We start from the raw sequence: 12,063 nt of genomic DNA, 5'->3' as shown, positions 1-12,063 counted from the left end.
TCATGACCGCAGATACCACCGCAGACCTCGTCATCCACGGCGGCACCATCGTTTCGCCGGACACCGAATACAAGGCTAGTATCGCCATCAAGGACGGCACAATCCTCGCCATCGGCGAGCAGTGTGCCATGCCTGCCGCGAAGGAAACGCTCGACGCAACCGGCCTCCACATTCTTCCCGGTGCAATCGACGTCCATGTTCATTTTCGCGATCCGGGCTATGCCCAGAAGGAAGACTTCGCCAGTGGCACGGCGGCCGCGGCATTCGGCGGCGTCACCACGGTTTTTGACATGCCGAACACCCTGCCAGCGATCTCCGACGCGAAATCACTTAAGGAAAAGCATGCAATCGCCAGCGCGAAGGCACATGTTGACTACGGCCTCTACGCCGTGCTCGGCGAAGACAGCCTGCCGCACATCCATGATCTGGTCGATGGCGGCGTCATCGGGTTCAAATGCTACATGGGCAACACCTTCGGCCGCATCCCGTCGCCAAGCACTGGTGCAATGCTGGAACTGTTCGAGATCGTCGCTCCTACGGGTAAGCGCATCTCGCTTCATGCCGAGACGAACTCGATCATGGAGCGTCGCGAGGCACGCCTTCGCCAGATGGGGCGCACCGATGCGCTTGCGCATCTTGCCGCGCGTCCGGCCGTGGTCGCCACCGAGGCCGTGGCCCGCGCTGCGATCCTCGCCGAATGGACGGGTGCCCGCATCCACATCCTTCACATCTCCTCTGCGGCCGAATTACGGCCTCTCGCAGAAGCCAAGGCACGTGGCGTTGACATCACCGGCGAGACCTGCCCGCAATATCTGGTCCTCTCAGCCGACGACTATGAGGAAAAGCGCGGCGTGATCCGCGTCAATCCGCCAGTCCGAGAAGCGGAAAACCAGGACCCGATCTGGCAGGCGCTAGTGGACGGCACGATCGACATGATTGCCACCGACCATGCCCCGCATTCCATCGAGGAAAAGACACGTGAAGACATCTGGACAGTTGATTGCGGCTTCCCGGGCGTAGAAACCCAAATGCCGCTGATGCTGACGGAAGTCGCGCGCCGCAACGCAAGCATCTCGGACTACGTTCGCTGGAGCGCGGAAAACCCGGCCAAGTGCTGGGGTCTCTTCCCGAAAAAGGGCGCGCTGATGGTCGGCTCCGACGCCGATATCGCTATTGTCGACACCAACCGCACCTGGACAGTCGATGACAACCTGATCCAGTCCACCGCCAAGATTTCTCCCTGGCACGGCATGGAGACAACCGCTCTTCCGATCCATACGATCGTCCGCGGCCGCTTCGCCATGAAGGACCGCAAGCTTCAGGAAGACGCACGAGGCTGGGGGCGCTCGGTCCACGACATTCAGGCGATGCCGACGCCAGACGTCCGCCACGCAGATCAGACGATGGCAGCCGTCACGTCTCAAACAGCAACGAACAAGGGGAGTGCTGCGGCATGACATCAGCTCTCGCTACCGAAATCGCAGTCCGTAATGCTATTATCGATCTGGAAAGGGTGAACGTCACCTTCGGTGGCGAGAAGAACAAGACCGTAGCACTGGCGGAAACGTCGCTTAGGATCGAGAATGGCGAATTCGTCGCTCTCGTCGGTCCCTCTGGCTGCGGCAAGTCGACGATCCTCAAGCTGGTGGCGGGAACGCTCTCGCCATCCCAGGGACACATCTTCGTTGCCGGCCGTGAAATCGGTGCGAATAACGTTCGGATCGGCATGGCCTTCCAGAACCCGACACTGTTGCCCTGGCTCAACATCCGCGACAACGTGATGATGCCGCTGAAGATCGTCTCTCCGTTTAAACAAACCTATTCGAAGAAGAAGAGCGGTGAATATCGGGATCGTGCCGAGGCGCTCCTGAAGCAGGTCGGCCTGACTGGCTTCGGAGACAAATTTCCCTGGCAGCTTTCGGGCGGCATGCAACAGCGCGCTTCACTCTGCCGGGCGCTGATCCACGATCCCACCCTGCTCCTGCTCGACGAGCCTTTCGGCGCACTCGATCAGTTCACCCGCGAGGAGCTCTGGGAGATCATGCAGAACCTCTGGATCGACAAAAAACCGACGGTGCTGCTCGTCACCCATGATCTCAAGGAGGCCGCCTACCTCGCATCCCGCATCTGCGTGATGCAAGCGCGCCCGGGTCGCATCATCGAAGACAGCACCGTGCCTTTCGCCCGGCCGCGCACGATCGATGTTTCCTTCGAACCCGAATTCGTTTCCCTCACGCAAAGGCTTCGCGAGCGCATCGTCGCGGCACGGGCCGTCAAGGAGCATCAGTCATGAAGCCGGATACCAGACGTCGCCTTCTCTCCGCCTGCTGCATATTCGGCTTTTTCATCGCCTGGGAAGTCATCTGCCTCGCCTTCGGGATCTCAGAAATGGTCCTGCCCCGTCCGACACAGGCCATCTACACCTTGGTAAGCCAGTTCCCGTCGATCTGGCCGCATGCGTTTCAGACTATTTACACGACGCTGGTCGGCCTCGGTCTCGGCATCATTATTGGTGTGCTACTCGGCATGCTCATTGGATCGTCAAAGCTTGCGTATGACGTCGCTTATCCAATGCTGGTCGGCTTTTCCTCGATCCCCAAGGTTGCGATCGTCCCGATCCTAGTTCTCTGGTTTGGAGCGGGAACGGTTCCGGCGATCCTGACGGCGATGGTGATGTGCATTTTCCCGATCGTCGTCAATGTGGCGACCGGTCTTGCCTCGACGGAACCCGAGTTGCAGGACGTGATGCGGACATTGAAGGCGACGAAACTCGAAATCCTCTGGAATATCGGGTTGCCGCGGACCATGCCCTACTTCTTCGCTTCGCTGAAAGTCGCCGCCACGCTCGCATTCGTCGGAACGGTCATCGCCGAAACCGTCGCCTCAAATCGCGGCATCGGCAACCTGATGATGATCGCTAGCTCCAGCTTCGACGTGCCTCTGGTGTTTGCCGGGCTGTTCATTCTCGCAGCTCTCGGCGTCGCCCTCTACATCATCTTCTCTGCCATAGAGGCACGGGTCACTGGTTGGGCAGTGCGCAACGATAACTTCGCCGCCAACGGCTGATCTTTCCTAAAAATCACATCCTCGCCTCCTCTACCACGACGGAGCCGAACCTCAGAGGGACAATCCCATGACCAAGCTCAAAATAACGGCAGGCCCGTTTACCTTCGACGCCCGCCTCGAAACCGGAAGTGCGCCAAAAACATCGGCCGCTTTCCTCAAACGCCTTCCTTATGAAAGCCAAATCGTCCATGTCCGCTGGAGTGGCGAAGGCGTGTGGGTGCCGCTGGGCGACGAAGACTTCGGCGTCGGCTACGAAAACCACACCAGCCACCCGGCTCCAGGTCACATCATCCTCTATCCGGGTGGCATCAGTGAAACCGAAATCCTGCTCGCCTATGGCGGCGTCGACTTTTCCTCGAAAATGGGGCAGCTTGCCGGAAACCATTTCATCACGCTGACCTCGGGATTGGAGAATTTGCCCGCACTCGGAAAGACGACATTATGGGAGGGCGCACAGCCCATCCGTTTCGAGCTGGCTTGACCCATGGCCGAGCACGAGCTTCTTCCAGGCATCGATACGGTCCATTGGGGTTATCTCGACGCGACCCTGCCACCGGCGCTGGAGATTGCTGATGGTGATATCGTCACAGTCCACTCCGTCAGTGGCTCGGCGGAAGAAACTCCTGTCGCCGGATATTGCGTGCGTCCGGAACTCAAATCCATCCAACAGGCACTATCGCCGGAGCTTGGCCCTCATATTTTGACCGGGCCAATCAAAATCAAAGGGGCAATGCCTGGCGATACCCTCCGGATCGACATTCTTGACGTCAGATTACGCGACAACTGGGGCTACAACATCATTCGTCCCGGCAAGGGTATGCTGCATGAAGAATTCGGAGAGCCGCATACAGTGCATTTCGGGATCGATCTGGAAACAGGAGCCATCGCGACTCCCTGGGGTGGCGCACTAACAGCACGGCCATTCTTCGGGGTGATGGCGACGGCTCCCAATGCCGAAGATGGTCGTCGTTCATCGGTTGCGCCGGGATATTTCGGTGGCAACCTAGACAACAAGGAACTGACCGCCGGCTCCACACTCTATTTGCCGGTGTCCGTTGCAGGGGCGCTCGTGTCTATTGGAGATGGACACGCAGCGCAGGGCGACGGCGAGGTCTGCCTTACCGCCGTTGAAACTGCGTTGACCGGACGTTTCCGTTTTACGGTTATCAAAGCTGGACTGATGCCGCTACCTTACGCCGAGACACCAACCCATATGATTACCATGGGCTTTGGCGAGAACCTCGACCTCGCCGTTCGTGAAGCCCTGCGCAGCGCCATTTCTCTCATCTGCAATCAAACGGGCATGAGTGCGGCAAATGCCTACACGCTCTGCAGCGTCGCCGCCGACGTGCGGATTACCCAACTCGTCAACGTTACAACGGGGGCTCACGTGATGATCCCCAAATCCGTCTTCCCACCGGCCAGGCCTGAATAAAGAATGCCATGACCCACCGTGCGATAAAAATCGATCGCCGTTTTCTGCTGTTCCAATTTAGCGGCTCGGGAGACGTCGCCAATGGCGCTGGGTAAGGCCGGTATCCAAGCTGATCTACGGTGGCACGACGAAAGTGCTTCATGCTTTTATCGGCCTCATCGATCATATGGTCGCTGAGAAATCTGCCACCTGCGCACCAGCATACGGCTTTTGTCGATGCGGATGCAGAGGTATTGATCGGCAAATTACACGCATACCAACGCATCGACGTTCCCAAGTGGACGTGATGCCGACCACGACGTCGAAAGGCAGAAAAATGAGCGGCGCGGGTGACGCGCCGCTCATAGCGATCAGCCAACCTTGAAGGTCAGTTCATCGACGCCGTCCACATGGGCAACCATGACATCGCCCTTGACGATCGCGCCGACGCCGGCAGGAGTGCCTGCGAAGATCAAATCGCCTGGTTGCAGGGTGAATAAACCTGAGAGATAGGAAATCATTTCCGGAACCTTCCAGATCATCTGGTTAAGGTCGCCCGTCTGGCGCACTTCGCCATTGACCTTGATCCAGATCGCGCCGGCGGAGGGATGTCCCACCTTGGACACGGGATGCAGCGGGCCGCAGGGAGCGGAAGCCTCGAAGGCTTTGCCAGTTTCCCAGGGGCGACCGAGCTTCTTTGCTTCGTTCTGCAGATCACGGCGGGTCATGTCGAGGCCGACGGCATAGCCGTAGACGCAGTCCAGTGCCTTATCAAGCGGGATATCTTTGCCGCCACCCTTCAGCGCCACGACAAGCTCTACTTCGTGGTGCACGTCCTTGCTCCGCGCCGGGTAAGGGAAATCCGTACCCGACAGAACCAAGGTGTCCGGGTTCTTCTGGAAGAAAAACGGCGGCTCTTTGTTTGGGTCGTGGCCCATTTCGATCGCGTGGTCGGCGAAGTTGCGGCCGACACAGTAGATGCGGTGCACCGGGAAAAGTGCCTGGCTGCCGGCGACCGGAAGGGTCGGAATGGCGGCCGGATTGATGACGTAGGCGGGGTTGGTTGCGGTCATGTCGTTCATTATCGTGCTCCTGCGTAATATTCGATGCGTTTTTCGAAGAGTTCCACGGCCGCGGACAGCAGCATTGCCACCGCGAAGAGGATGATTGTCAGAGCCCAGAAGCGCTCCATGTCGAAGCTGCGGGAGTAGAGCTCGAAGAGTTCACCGTATCCGATGATAGATACGAGGATCTGGCCAATGACCACGCCCTTCACGCCACGGATGAGACCGATGCGGATGCCTGCCAGGATTTCCGGGAGGGCTGAGAAGAGAATGATCTTGGTGAAGATGGTGAACCGGGACGCACCGTAGCAACGCCCCATCTCAATGAGCGACGGCGGAACCTGCATCACGCCGGCCCGTGCATCAAGCACGATGATCCAGACTGCGAAGAGGAACACCGTGACGAACACCGTGGTCTCGCCAAGCCCGAACAGGATCATAAGAACCGGAACCAGAGCCGAAAGAGGCGCGCTGACGAACATGTTGACCCAAAGGCCGAAGATGTTGTCGACGACCTTGAAACGGCCCATGGCGATACCGAGCGGCACGCCGATGCCGATGGCCAGGGCCATGCCCAACACGAAGGACCGGATCGTCACCAGTGATGCATTCTGCCACGAGTTCGTCGCGACCAGCTCAAAGCCGGCCGAGATGATCGCGCTCATCGGCGGGACCAGGAAGATCACGTCCATCCGACCGACGATTTCCCAAATCAGCGCCCAGAAGATAAGCGATGTCATCATGGGGATCTTGATGCCAAAAAGTTTCATGGCCGGTTACTCCGCATACTGCCTGAGGCCCTGCCAGATCTCTTCGACCACATCGAGATAGCCCTTGTCGCGGCGGATGACATCGGGTGCAGCGGAGCGATCGATGTTGGGCTCGATGATCTGGGAGACGCGACCAGGGCGCGGCGAAAGCAGGACAATGCGATCGGAGACGTAGACCGCCTCTTCGATCGAGTGGGTGACAAAGAGGAAAGTCTTGCGCTCCTTCTCGACCAGTTGCAGCAAATCTTCCTGGAACTTTCGACGGTTCTGTTCGTCGACGGCTGAGAAGGGTTCGTCGAGCAGCAGGACATCCGCATTGACCGAGAAGGCGCGGGCGATGCCGACGCGTTGGCGCATACCGCCCGAGAGTTCGTGCGGATACTTTTCCTCGAAACCGGTCAGGCCCACCTCGCTGATATAGTGCTTGGCGATGCGGTTGCGTTCAGCCTGCGGAACGCCTTTGAGCTCAAGGCCGAAGGCAACGTTGCGCAACACGGTGGCCCAGGGCATAAGGGCAAAATCCTGGAACACGAAGGCACGTTCCGGGCCGGGGCCTGTGACGACCTTACCGTTGACACGGATCTCCCCTGAGGTTGAAGGCACAAGGCCCGCGATGATTTTCAGGAGCGTGGTCTTGCCGCAGCCAGAGGGACCAAGCAGGGTGGTAAGCTTACCGCGCTCGAACTGAAGATTGATGTTTCTGAGCGCCTCGATGTCACCGTAGCGTTTGCAGATGTCGCGCACCTCGACAATGGCGTCGGACATGGTTGAGCGCGATGGATCGATGGTGCGGGCCGTCATGGAAAGAGCCATCTTATTTTCTCCTCTTTTCGGGACGCAGGAAGTTGACCTCGACATATTGCAAGGCAGCGAGTGTCAGCGTCGAAACGGCAATGATGGATGCGACGGCCGCGTACATGTGGGCGTAGTTGGCAATCGAGCGGTGATAGGTGATGAGGTCGCCGATACCGGTCGGGGTAATCAGCAGTTCGGCAAGCATGACACCGATGAAGCCGGCGGCTATGCCAAGGCGTAAGCCCGCGAACAGAACCGGCGTAGCGTCGGGTATGATGATCTTGAAGATCTGCTGGAGGCGATTGCCCTGAAACGATCGGCACATGTCGACCAGCGACGGATTGACGTGACGAACCGCCTTGTAGGAATTGAGCACGATCACCGGCAGGGCCAGCATAATGACGGCGAGCGTTTTGGCGACCAGACCAATGCCGTAGATGAAGGTGACCAAAGGAACCAATGCAGCCATTGGTGCGGCCTGGAGCACGATGAACACGGGGGCCAGAAGCCATTCCGCCTTGTCCGATAGGCCCATGATGATGCCAAGCCCTATGCCAAGCACGGCTGAGACGGCAACGCCGATCAACAGCGGCTGGAACGTGATGAGATAGGCGCGCAGCAGGGTGCCGTCGAATGCCATCTCGAACAGCGCAAAAAGCGTGTCGAAGAAGGTGGGGAAGGCGAAGCTGATCGGGACGCCTCCCGCGATTTCCCAGATTGTAAAAAGAGTTGCAAGAGAAGCCACCACCCAGAAGGATTTACGGCGTCTGGCGAATTCGGCGAGCGTTTCGGCGAACCGTGGGGAGCCGGTGGCGGCCCCCTCCGTTGCACTCGCCCTATGGGGTGAAGTGGTCATGTGCATCACTTCGTTCCGACTTTGGCAAGTGCTGCATTGAGCGCGGTGAGGTCCCAGAAGTCTTCGACCTTGAGGTCGGCCGACTTGCCTTCGAGCGCGCCGGAGACCGTGTAAAAGTCGAAGTCGTCGCGTGCGGCGTCCTCGCCGCCACCATTGACCGGGAGGGTAGATGCCGCCTCGCTAAAGTAAGGCTCAATGTCGGCTAACATGTCCGGCGTCGCATCGGGAAGAAGCTTGTATTTTTCACGCAGCGCAACGGCCGCCTTAGGATCCGATGCGACCTCCCGCCAAGTGGTCAGAATGCTCTCGACGAGGATTGCGACATCCTTCTGGTTTTTCGAGAGATAGTCAGTGTTGGCAAACAGCGCCTCGTCCGTCGCGCTGACTTCGCCAAGCGGCAGGAAGCCGAATTTCCCTGGCGCTTCCTTCTCCAGCACGCGCTTGCCGGAGGAATCGACGATCGTTGCCTTTACATTGCCCTGAAGCAGGGCGCCGGTGCGGACTTCCGCGCCCGGAACGTAGGAAATGTTGGAATACTTGATTCCGTTCTTGTCGGCCATAAGGCGCATGATCGCCTCGGTACCGGAACCGCGGGAGTGAACCGCGATTTCCTGGCCATCAAGATCCTTCCATTCCTTGTAGAACTCGGTGTTAACCACCGGATAGAACTGGAGCTTGGAAAGCTGCATGAAGATGCGGATCGGCGCCTTCACCTTCTGGAGGAGGGAGTAAGGGCCGCCGATGCCGATGTCGGCCTGACCGCTCACAACCGCCTGCGCCGCGATATCCTCGCTCTTCAGGAAGGTGACCTGCACATCAACGCCCTGCTCCTTGGCGCGTTCGATCGCCGCGAGAAGATGGACGGATTCCACGGTTGCGATATCGCCGAACGCGATACGCATGGGTTCGGCAAGCGCCAGGCCCGGTATTGCTGCTGAAAGGCAGAAGGCGGCGGCCACGGCCGATGCCTTCAATCGTCTGAGATAAGTGTTCATGCTCATTCCTCCCAAAATTGTGTTTTTCTCAACCCAATCTGAAACCAATTCTTCATTAATTATGAATTGTGTCAACCAATGAAACATGTTGCGGCGCGACAGAAAAGGTCGAAAAATAGGCTATTTGTGCGATAAATTATTGTTATTTATGGTTTTAAAATTATCGTAATTTGCCCGTGAGTGGGTGCGTTGACATGCACCAATATGCCGGATATAAGCAAACCAATCGTAAATTGGTTCGGAAATTGAGCATGACAGACTTTTCGGATGGGGCGGTTCTCACGCGCCTCAGGGACTTCCTCACAACCGCGGAATTGCAGGATGGCGGACGCCTTCCGCCGGAGCGGGAGCTGGCGGAATCGCTGGAGATCGGGCGCGGTGCGCTGCGCAAAGCGCTGGCAACCCTGCAGGCGGAAGGGGTGGTCTGGCGACATGTCGGCAAGGGCACGTTTACAGGCGAGCGGCCGATCGACACGGTGGCCGACATCAACGCCATGGTGCATCGGACCAATCCGCTCGAAGTGATGGGAGCCCGCATCGCCTTCGAGCCCGAGGTTGCCCGTTGTGCCGCGCTCAACGCCACACCGAGCCAGATTGCCGAGCTGCGCAGCTGCATGATGAAGGCGCAGCAGGCGCCAACCTGGCGGCTCTATGAGCAGTGGGACAACCGGCTCCATCGGCTGATTGGCGAGTCCTCGCAGAACTCGCTGCTGCTTGGGTTGCTCGACACGTTGAATGCGGTACGCCGCGCCGTCACCTGGGGACGGTTGCGTGACACGCCGGTGCGCCCGCCGGTCAATCACCATTCATTCGAGGAACATGAACGCATCGTGGAGGCCATTGCCAATCGCGACGGCGCCGGGGCTGCGGATGCGATGCGCAAGCACTTGCGCAGCGTGGAAAGCCATATGCGCGACATGCGCTGACACGAAAATCTTTGAGGAGGGGCGGCGCAACGTCGTCTCATGGGAGAACACAATGGCAAAGATCAAGGTTGCAAACCCCGTCGTCGAACTCGACGGTGACGAGATGACGCGCATCATCTGGCAGTTCATCAAGGACAAGCTCATCCACCCCTATCTTGACGTGGATCTCGAATATTACGACCTGAGCATCGAGAACCGTGATGCGACCAATGACCAGGTGACAATCGATGCGGCACATGCGATCCGCAAGCACGGCGTCGGCGTCAAATGCGCGACCATCACCGCCGACGAGGGGCGTGTCGCTGAGTTCGGCCTGAAGCAGATGTGGAAGAGCCCGAACGGCACAATCCGCAACATCCTGGGCGGTGTGATCTTCCGCGAACCGATCATCTGCAAAAACGTGCCACGCCTTGTGCCCGGCTGGACCCAGCCGATCATCGTTGGCCGCCACGCCTTCGGAGATCAGTATCGTGCAACCGATTTCAAATTTCCCGGCAAGGGAAAGCTGACGATGAAGTTCGTCGGCGACGACGGCACTGTGATTGAGCGTGACGTGTTCGATGCTCCGTCCGCCGGGGTGGCACTTGGCATGTACAATCTCGACGAGTCCATCACCGAATTCGCCCGCGCTTCGTTGAATTACGGCCTGCAGCGCAAGGTGCCTGTCTACCTTTCAACGAAAAATACAATTCTCAAGATCTATGACGGTCGCTTCAAGGATATCTTCCAAACCGTGTTCGACGAGGAGTTTGCCGCCAGCTTCAAGGAAGCGGGCATCTGGTACGAACATCGCCTGATCGACGATATGGTCGCTTCGGCTCTCAAGTGGTCCGGCGGCTACGTGTGGGCCTGCAAGAATTATGATGGCGACGTGCAGTCGGACATCGTTGCACAGGGCTTCGGCTCGCTCGGCCTCATGACCTCCGTTCTGTTGACGCCAGATGGCAAGACTGTCGAGGCGGAAGCTGCCCATGGCACTGTGACCCGCCATTATCGGCAGCATCAGAAGGGTGAGGAAACCTCAACCAATTCGATCGCTTCGGTCTTCGCCTGGACGCGAGGCCTTGCCCATCGTGCCAAGCTGGACAACAATACGGAACTTGCAAAGTTCGCGCACACGCTTGAGCAAGTGTGCGTGGAAACTGTCGAAGTCGGCTTCATGACCAAGGATCTTGCGCTGCTGATCGGCCCGGACCAGCCATGGCTCTCCACCACGGCCTTTCTCGACAAGATCGACGAACACCTGCAGGAGGCCATGCAGGCTTAAACTGAGCCGAGGGCGACGTGGCGACGTCGCCCTGCCCGCTCCAGGGCAACGTCTGGCTTGTCAATCTGGGGCTGTTTTTGACTCAAGGCTGCAGGAAACAATCAAGGATGGCACTAGCGACAATCTGCAGATGGGAAATGGATACGAGAAACCTATCCTGAGGTTTGCCCAAATGGCAGCCCAGCAGCCCGTTTCCTGATCGTTCGGCGATTGCAGAACATGCCTGGCAAGTCATGAAAGAACAGACGCCATAGCCATGACTGGGATCTCAGAAAACACAGAAATAACAACCGCGCATGACGGTTCAAGGACAAGACATTCAAAACAATGGCGAACATTTTTTTTCGCTCATTCGACGTGTCTTAAGAGAACTCAAGATTCGCAATCGTGAATTCCTAAGAGCTATTAAATGCAACTAGCGCTCGAAATCGACTAATTCACTTCGATATTTCCAAGGATATTCTACTTTAAATCGTTATTAAGACTTGACTCAAATAGTCATCTTTGAGATTGCGTCTCTACGTTCCAAGTTTTTTTCTAGAAGACGCGGACAAAACGCACTCAAGTGATACGATCCGAGGTATTCATGTCCAGCAGGCAGGCGATCATTTCGACGGAATATGGAAGTCGCTATCTACAACAACTTTCCAAGCACTGGGCACATAAATTTGAAACGGAGGCCACGCCCGTTTCGGCAAAGATTGCGTTGCCGCTAGGAGAAGCCCGACTGCGGGCGGACGATAGAAGCCTACACATCGAAATCACTGCACATAAGAGCGAAGACCTTTCAGTTTTACAGGATGTCGTTCAAACGCATATCGAGCGCTTTGCCTTCCGGGAGACGCTAGAGTTCGATTGGCAGCCGCAAACCTGACGCTGCCGGCAACACGTTCTAATCATCAAACAGAAT

General features: G+C 57.7%; 13 protein-coding genes. 8 read left to right on the top strand and 5 right to left on the bottom strand.

Features of this window, described 5'->3' with window-relative positions:
* Positions 1 to 2: 2 nt before the first annotated feature.
* The 5 genes from allB (at position 3) to ACZ5FM_RS22875 (ending at position 4,501) form a co-directional block, all read left to right on the top strand.
* The gene (gene allB, locus ACZ5FM_RS22895; RefSeq protein WP_464041360.1) at positions 3 to 1,457 is read left to right on the top strand and encodes an allantoinase AllB; all 1,455 of its coding nucleotides are present in this window, start codon (positions 3 to 5) and stop codon (positions 1,455 to 1,457) included.
* Entirely contained in the window at positions 1,454 to 2,293 is an 840-nt protein-coding gene (locus tag ACZ5FM_RS22890; RefSeq protein WP_192490003.1) for an ABC transporter ATP-binding protein, read from the top strand. Before allB ends, ACZ5FM_RS22890 begins: the two co-directional genes overlap by 4 nt.
* Positions 2,290 to 3,066, top strand: a complete 777-nt coding sequence (locus ACZ5FM_RS22885; RefSeq protein ID WP_259148107.1) for an ABC transporter permease — start codon at positions 2,290 to 2,292, stop codon at positions 3,064 to 3,066. Before ACZ5FM_RS22890 ends, ACZ5FM_RS22885 begins: the two co-directional genes overlap by 4 nt.
* 67 nt (positions 3,067 to 3,133) lie before the next feature.
* On the top strand, positions 3,134 to 3,547 hold the full coding sequence (locus ACZ5FM_RS22880; protein ID WP_464041359.1) for a DUF3830 family protein: 414 nt from the start codon (positions 3,134 to 3,136) through the stop codon (positions 3,545 to 3,547).
* Between the two features lie 3 nt (positions 3,548 to 3,550).
* Positions 3,551 to 4,501: an acetamidase/formamidase family protein gene (locus tag ACZ5FM_RS22875; protein ID WP_464041358.1), complete on the top strand. Its 951-nt coding sequence runs from the start codon at positions 3,551 to 3,553 to the stop codon at positions 4,499 to 4,501.
* 350 nt (positions 4,502 to 4,851) lie between these two features.
* Here ACZ5FM_RS22875 and ACZ5FM_RS22870 read toward each other — a convergent pair whose 3' ends face one another.
* From ACZ5FM_RS22870 to ACZ5FM_RS22850, 5 genes are read right to left on the bottom strand one after another with little or no spacing between them, the layout of a single operon-like run.
* Positions 4,852 to 5,562: a fumarylacetoacetate hydrolase family protein gene (locus tag ACZ5FM_RS22870; RefSeq protein WP_464041357.1), complete on the bottom strand. Its 711-nt coding sequence runs from the start codon at positions 5,560 to 5,562 to the stop codon at positions 4,852 to 4,854.
* Positions 5,562 to 6,314, bottom strand: a complete 753-nt coding sequence (locus ACZ5FM_RS22865) for an ABC transporter permease (protein ID WP_464041356.1) — start codon at positions 6,312 to 6,314, stop codon at positions 5,562 to 5,564. The genes ACZ5FM_RS22870 and ACZ5FM_RS22865 overlap by 1 nt, the downstream gene beginning before the upstream one ends.
* A gap of 6 nt (positions 6,315 to 6,320) precedes the next feature.
* On the bottom strand, positions 6,321 to 7,127 hold the full coding sequence (locus ACZ5FM_RS22860) for an ABC transporter ATP-binding protein (RefSeq protein ID WP_275642890.1): 807 nt from the start codon (positions 7,125 to 7,127) through the stop codon (positions 6,321 to 6,323).
* A 1-nt stretch (position 7,128) separates the two neighbouring features.
* A complete protein-coding gene (locus ACZ5FM_RS22855; RefSeq protein WP_464041355.1) occupies positions 7,129 to 7,971 on the bottom strand; it encodes an ABC transporter permease in 843 nt (280 codons plus the stop codon).
* Positions 7,971 to 8,960: an ABC transporter substrate-binding protein gene (locus ACZ5FM_RS22850; protein ID WP_464041354.1), complete on the bottom strand. Its 990-nt coding sequence runs from the start codon at positions 8,958 to 8,960 to the stop codon at positions 7,971 to 7,973. Before ACZ5FM_RS22850 ends, ACZ5FM_RS22855 begins: the two co-directional genes overlap by 1 nt.
* A gap of 251 nt (positions 8,961 to 9,211) precedes the next feature.
* On the opposite strand from ACZ5FM_RS22850, the gene ACZ5FM_RS22845 reads away from it, so the two are divergent.
* The 3 genes from ACZ5FM_RS22845 to ACZ5FM_RS22835 all read left to right on the top strand — a co-directional run bounded on the left by ACZ5FM_RS22845 (position 9,212) and on the right by ACZ5FM_RS22835 (position 12,027).
* Positions 9,212 to 9,886 (top strand): FadR/GntR family transcriptional regulator, encoded by a 675-nt coding sequence (locus ACZ5FM_RS22845; protein WP_464041353.1) that lies wholly within the window; start codon positions 9,212 to 9,214, stop codon positions 9,884 to 9,886.
* 52 nt (positions 9,887 to 9,938) lie between these two features.
* Positions 9,939 to 11,153, top strand: coding sequence for an NADP-dependent isocitrate dehydrogenase (locus ACZ5FM_RS22840; protein ID WP_464041352.1), 1,215 nt, complete (start codon positions 9,939 to 9,941; stop codon positions 11,151 to 11,153).
* Positions 11,154 to 11,739: 586 nt separating this feature from the next.
* Positions 11,740 to 12,027, top strand: a complete 288-nt coding sequence (locus tag ACZ5FM_RS22835; RefSeq protein WP_312948120.1) for a DUF2218 domain-containing protein — start codon at positions 11,740 to 11,742, stop codon at positions 12,025 to 12,027.
* Positions 12,028 to 12,063 lie beyond the last annotated feature (36 nt).

The organism is Agrobacterium sp. 5Ca50 (assembly GCF_055381905.1).
The sequence above is the reverse complement of the archived record's forward strand: the minus strand, read 5'-3'. Positions and strand labels throughout refer to the sequence as shown.

What these genes read in the sequence shown, in the direction of transcription:
- ACZ5FM_RS22870 (WP_464041357.1), bottom strand. Translation starts at nt 5,562, where the DNA reads ATGAACGACATGACCGCAACCAACCCCGCCTACGTCATCAATCCGGCC.
- ACZ5FM_RS22855 (WP_464041355.1), bottom strand. Translation starts at nt 7,971, where the DNA reads ATGCACATGACCACTTCACCCCATAGGGCGAGTGCAACGGAGGGGGCC.
- allB (WP_464041360.1), top strand. Translation starts at nt 3, where the DNA reads ATGACCGCAGATACCACCGCAGACCTCGTCATCCACGGCGGCACCATC.
- ACZ5FM_RS22860 (WP_275642890.1), bottom strand. Translation starts at nt 7,127, where the DNA reads ATGGCTCTTTCCATGACGGCCCGCACCATCGATCCATCGCGCTCAACC.
- ACZ5FM_RS22835 (WP_312948120.1), top strand. Translation starts at nt 11,740, where the DNA reads ATGTCCAGCAGGCAGGCGATCATTTCGACGGAATATGGAAGTCGCTAT.
- ACZ5FM_RS22880 (WP_464041359.1), top strand. Translation starts at nt 3,134, where the DNA reads ATGACCAAGCTCAAAATAACGGCAGGCCCGTTTACCTTCGACGCCCGC.
- ACZ5FM_RS22840 (WP_464041352.1), top strand. Translation starts at nt 9,939, where the DNA reads ATGGCAAAGATCAAGGTTGCAAACCCCGTCGTCGAACTCGACGGTGAC.
- ACZ5FM_RS22875 (WP_464041358.1), top strand. Translation starts at nt 3,551, where the DNA reads ATGGCCGAGCACGAGCTTCTTCCAGGCATCGATACGGTCCATTGGGGT.
- ACZ5FM_RS22865 (WP_464041356.1), bottom strand. Translation starts at nt 6,314, where the DNA reads ATGAAACTTTTTGGCATCAAGATCCCCATGATGACATCGCTTATCTTC.
- ACZ5FM_RS22850 (WP_464041354.1), bottom strand. Translation starts at nt 8,960, where the DNA reads ATGAACACTTATCTCAGACGATTGAAGGCATCGGCCGTGGCCGCCGCC.
- ACZ5FM_RS22890 (WP_192490003.1), top strand. Translation starts at nt 1,454, where the DNA reads ATGACATCAGCTCTCGCTACCGAAATCGCAGTCCGTAATGCTATTATC.
- ACZ5FM_RS22845 (WP_464041353.1), top strand. Translation starts at nt 9,212, where the DNA reads ATGACAGACTTTTCGGATGGGGCGGTTCTCACGCGCCTCAGGGACTTC.
- ACZ5FM_RS22885 (WP_259148107.1), top strand. Translation starts at nt 2,290, where the DNA reads ATGAAGCCGGATACCAGACGTCGCCTTCTCTCCGCCTGCTGCATATTC.